2 protein-coding genes are annotated in these 4,468 nt (G+C 46.4%); both read left to right on the forward strand.

Annotated features, from left to right (window positions below; genetic code table 11):
* Positions 1 to 1,633 (forward strand): hypothetical protein (locus tag HMPREF9441_RS10900; protein WP_008621093.1); only part of this gene is annotated, 1,633 nt, incomplete at its 5' end.
* Between the two features lie 206 nt (positions 1,634 to 1,839).
* Positions 1,840 to 4,011, forward strand: coding sequence for a fasciclin domain-containing protein (locus tag HMPREF9441_RS10905; RefSeq protein ID WP_008621095.1), 2,172 nt, complete (start codon positions 1,840 to 1,842; stop codon positions 4,009 to 4,011).
* Positions 4,012 to 4,468 lie beyond the last annotated feature (457 nt).

Genomic DNA, 4,468 nt, shown 5'->3' on the forward strand with positions numbered 1-4,468 from the left:
GGACAAAGTGATAGTACCCAACACGAGCCTGGGAGCAAGCCTGTTGGACGAGAACCACCAGGATTTCACCATCTTCTATGAAGCCCTCAAACGGACAGCCCTGCTCGATTCCCTGTCACGTTACCGTGACGACGACTACGAAATATGGAAAAACAACTATAAAGAGTTCACACAAAGCATGCACATCGGCAACGAAGACTACGTGGGCAAACGACCGGACCACCGGTACAGCGGATTTACCCTTTTCATCGTACCGGACAAGGCTCTGTACGAAAAATATCCCGACCGTTTCAACGAAAGCATGACCATGGACCAGAAGATCGATGCACTGTACGACCTGGCCGCAGAAAAGTACGCAGACAACACTTCCGCCAGCATCTTCGGACTGGATAAGACAGATCCCGCTACCGGTAAAACATACAAAGAACTGTATTGGAACAAAAATTCCCTGAAGAACAGGCATAACCCGTTGAACATGTTCCTCTCCTACCATATCCTTGACCGCCTGTTCACCAGCACGGCCAAGCTCATCAACTGTTGGCAAATCAATACAGCCTATGCAGACCCGACAGAATGGGTGGGCACGATGCTCGACTTCTCTGCCGTCAAACTGGAAAAGGTGTACCGTACGATTGACCCCGCAGTGGAATATGAACGGGATTTCTATATCAACCACAGCGAAGCGTGTACCTACAACAACTATGAACGTATCAGAGGGGCACATCTGACAACTCCTGAAAATGCCGACAATTTCTCATTAAACGTAGCGTATTATTACGTGGACGATGTTCTGGCTTATGACCCAATTATGCGTAACAAGGTAATGAACACACGTTTGCGCATTGACTTCATGACCCTGTGGCCGGAACTTACCAACAACAACATCCGCCTATGCGGTAATCCTACGCAAGCCTACAACAGTGGCGACAACAGCGAAGACGGCACCGAAGCCGGAGGCTACAATTATTACCTTCCGCCTGGCTACCTGAAGAACGTGTCTATCAGCGACAATACCACATTCTTTATATCACGCCCCATCGTATATTGGTCCAACATGGGGGGAGACGTTTTAGGCATATTAGGAACAAGCTATGACGTAACGTTCCGGCTACCGAATGTACCTCCCGGCACTTATGAACTCCGTCTGGGGTACTGTGCTTTAGTGGACCGCGGCATCGGCCAAGTCTACGTAGACGGCATTCCACAGGGAATCCCCATGGACATGCGTTACAGTGCGGGCGACTCAAGAGTTGGCGGACTTTACAATGGAGGAAAAGGTTGGAGAAACAAAGAAGAAAACTCCAGCGGTATTTACACCACAGAAGAACTGGAAGAAAATGCCCGTGTAATGAAGAACAACGGCTACTATAGCGGCCCCAAAAGCGTATTCTATGGAAATGACGGAAATGACGCACCGAGATACAGCGCAAACACTTGTACCATTTACTATAACCAAGACAACTTGATGCGTCGTAAAATATGCAATGTGGAAGTCAAGCCCAACACCCACCATACCATACGCTTACGTTCCGTACTCACCAGTAGCGAAAGCGGAAACTTCACGCTTGATTACATGGAGTTAGTCCCGATAGACATTTGCGGAGCCGGAGGTCTCGGAGAAGACCTTTATTGACGCCCCCTACGAAGCCGTTGCCGCCCGCCACAAGGGTACACCGACCTGCCTACCCTCCATTATTGACAATGGAGGATAGGTATTTTTTTCTGTTTTTTAGGAAGGAATCTCATTTTTAACAGAAAGGAATGAATATATTATATATTTCTTTAGTATCTTTACACTCCGAAAATAAATAAAATTAACCTAATAAAACTATTTGATCCATGAAGTACTTATCCAAAATTACCCCATGTATCTGCGCCATCCTCTTTTTAATAGGACAGGGTGGAATTCTCACAAGTTGTAACGATGACCTTGCAGCCGACAGTTACTACACTTTCACCGGTGAAATGATGAGTGATTTTTTGGCGAACCGTGAAGATTTCAGCCAGTTCAAACGTATCGTAGAGCGAGCCGGAAGAATGGACTTGCTGGCCAGCCGGGGAGCACGTACACTATTCCCCCCCGTAAACTCCGGAGTGGAAGCTTTCCTAAAAGAAAGAGGATACGCCTCTGTCGAAGACATTCCGGCCTCTTTTTGCGACACGTTGGTAAAAGCCTGTCTTATAGAACGAACGTTGTACACCTACAATCTCTCTGAGACACATCAGGAAAGCAACCAGTTGGATTTGCCCCTGATTATGGTGACAAACGGAGACACTGTAGATGCCAACCAAATGGTATTGACCGTCATCAACCGGCGTGCCGCCATCATCAACGAATTGAAAAACGACTCTGTGGAAAACGGAGTAGTACATCCTGTAGACAAAGTTTTAGTACCCAACACCAGTCTGGGAGCCAGCCTTTTGGATGAGAACCACGAAGATTTCACCATCTTCTATGAAGCCCTCAAGAGAACAGCCCTGCTTGATTCCTTGTCGCGTTACCGCGATGACGGCTACGAAGAGTGGAAGAACAATTATGCCGCCTTCACGCCAAGCATGCGTATCGGAAACGAGAATTATGTGGGCAAACGTCCCGATCATCGGTATAGTGGTTTCACGCTTCTCATCGTACCCGACAAAGTACTTTACGAGAAATACAGCGACCGCTTCAACGAGAGCATGACCATGGATGAAAAGATCGACGCCCTGTATGACTTAGCTGCAGAAAAATATAGCGACAATACTTCCGCCAGCATCTTCGGACTGGACAAAGTGGATCCTAACGAAGGAAAGACATACAAAGAACTTTATTGGAACAAGTCTTCTTTGAAGAGCCAATACAATCCCTTGCACATGTTCCTGTCTTACCATATCCTCGACCGATTGTTCACCAGTACGGCCAAGCTGGTAAACTGTTGGGGAGTCAATACAGCTTATCTCGACCCGACGGAATGGGTCGGAACCATGCTGGACTTCTCTACAATGAAATTGGAACGGGTTTACCGTACAATCGATCCTGCGGTAGAATACGAACGTGATTACTATATCAATCATAGTCATGCCAGCGCATACAACAACGATGAACGTATCCGCGGTGCTCATCTGACGACTCCTGAAAACGCCGACAACTTCTCGTTGAATGTAGCTTATTTCTACGTAGACGATGTGTTGGCCTACGACCAGACCATGCGTACCAAAGTCATGAACACCCGTATGCGAATCGACTTTATGACGTTGTGGCCGGAACTGACCAACAACAACATCCGTCTGTGCGGTAATCCTACGCAAGCATACAATGCCGGAGATAACAGCGAAGACGGAACCGAAGCCGGAGGTTACAATTATTATCTCCCGCCTGGTTACTTAAAGAATGCCACATTCAGCGAAAACACCACATTCTTCATACAGCGCCCCATCGTATATTGGTCGAGTTTGCATGGAGACGTATTAGGTGTTTTAGGTACGAGTTACGACGTGACCTTCCGACTGCCGAACGTACCTCCCGGTACCTACGAGTTGCGTTTAGGTTATTGTGCCTTGGCCGACCGCGGAATCGGACAGGTTTATGTGGACGGCGTACCTCAAGGTATCCCTATAGATATGCGATACGGCCCCAGCGACGCAAGAGTCGGCGGTCTTTACAACGGCTTCAAAGGCTGGAGAAACAAAGAAGAAAACTCCAGCGGTATCTATACTTCTGAGGAATTGGAAGAAAACGCACGTGTCATGAAGAATAACGGATACTACAGCGGACCCAAGGGTGCGTTCTACAATAACGACGGAACCGACGCACCAAGATACAGTGCAAGTGTCTGTGTAACTCATTATAACCAGAACGATTTGATGCGTCGTAAAATCTGTAACGTGGAAGTAAAAGCAAACACCCATCATACCATACGTTTGCGTTCCGTGCTTTCAAGCAGTGAAAGCGGAAACTTCGTCCTCGATTATATGGAACTGGTTCCGATAGATATATGTGGAGCCGGAGGACTTGGTGAAGACCTCTATTAGCAAACCAGAAATCCAAGCCCGCAGGCATTTGTCAAAAGCGGACCTACTGAAAAGGCACCCAATAGTATTTCTGTAGACAAACAAGCAATATGCCGTGCGCCCTTACGACTTTCCATCGTAAGCGCACGGCTTTTATGTTATTAAAAAGTTTATTCTCCCTAACCACATAGCCATTTTATTTTTGCATTTATTATCCATGTTTTAGATAATATTATCCTATCAGTCCCAAAAGCGTTTTTATACTTTTGCATATAGTAAGATGTTAAAACTATATGTATCTAATTTTAATATTTCAAGATTATGGAAAACAAATTCAAATCTTGGCTGTCTGTTTGCACCATCTTGTTATTGGTCATGCAAATGAGTCTGTCCACCAGTTGCAATGATGACCTCTCAGCCGAAAGCTACTACACCTTCACCGGAGAAATGATGAGCGACTTTTTGAAGAACCATGAAG

Source organism: Paraprevotella clara YIT 11840, from assembly GCF_000233955.1.
Classification (GTDB): Bacteria; Bacteroidota; Bacteroidia; order Bacteroidales; family Bacteroidaceae; genus Paraprevotella; species Paraprevotella clara.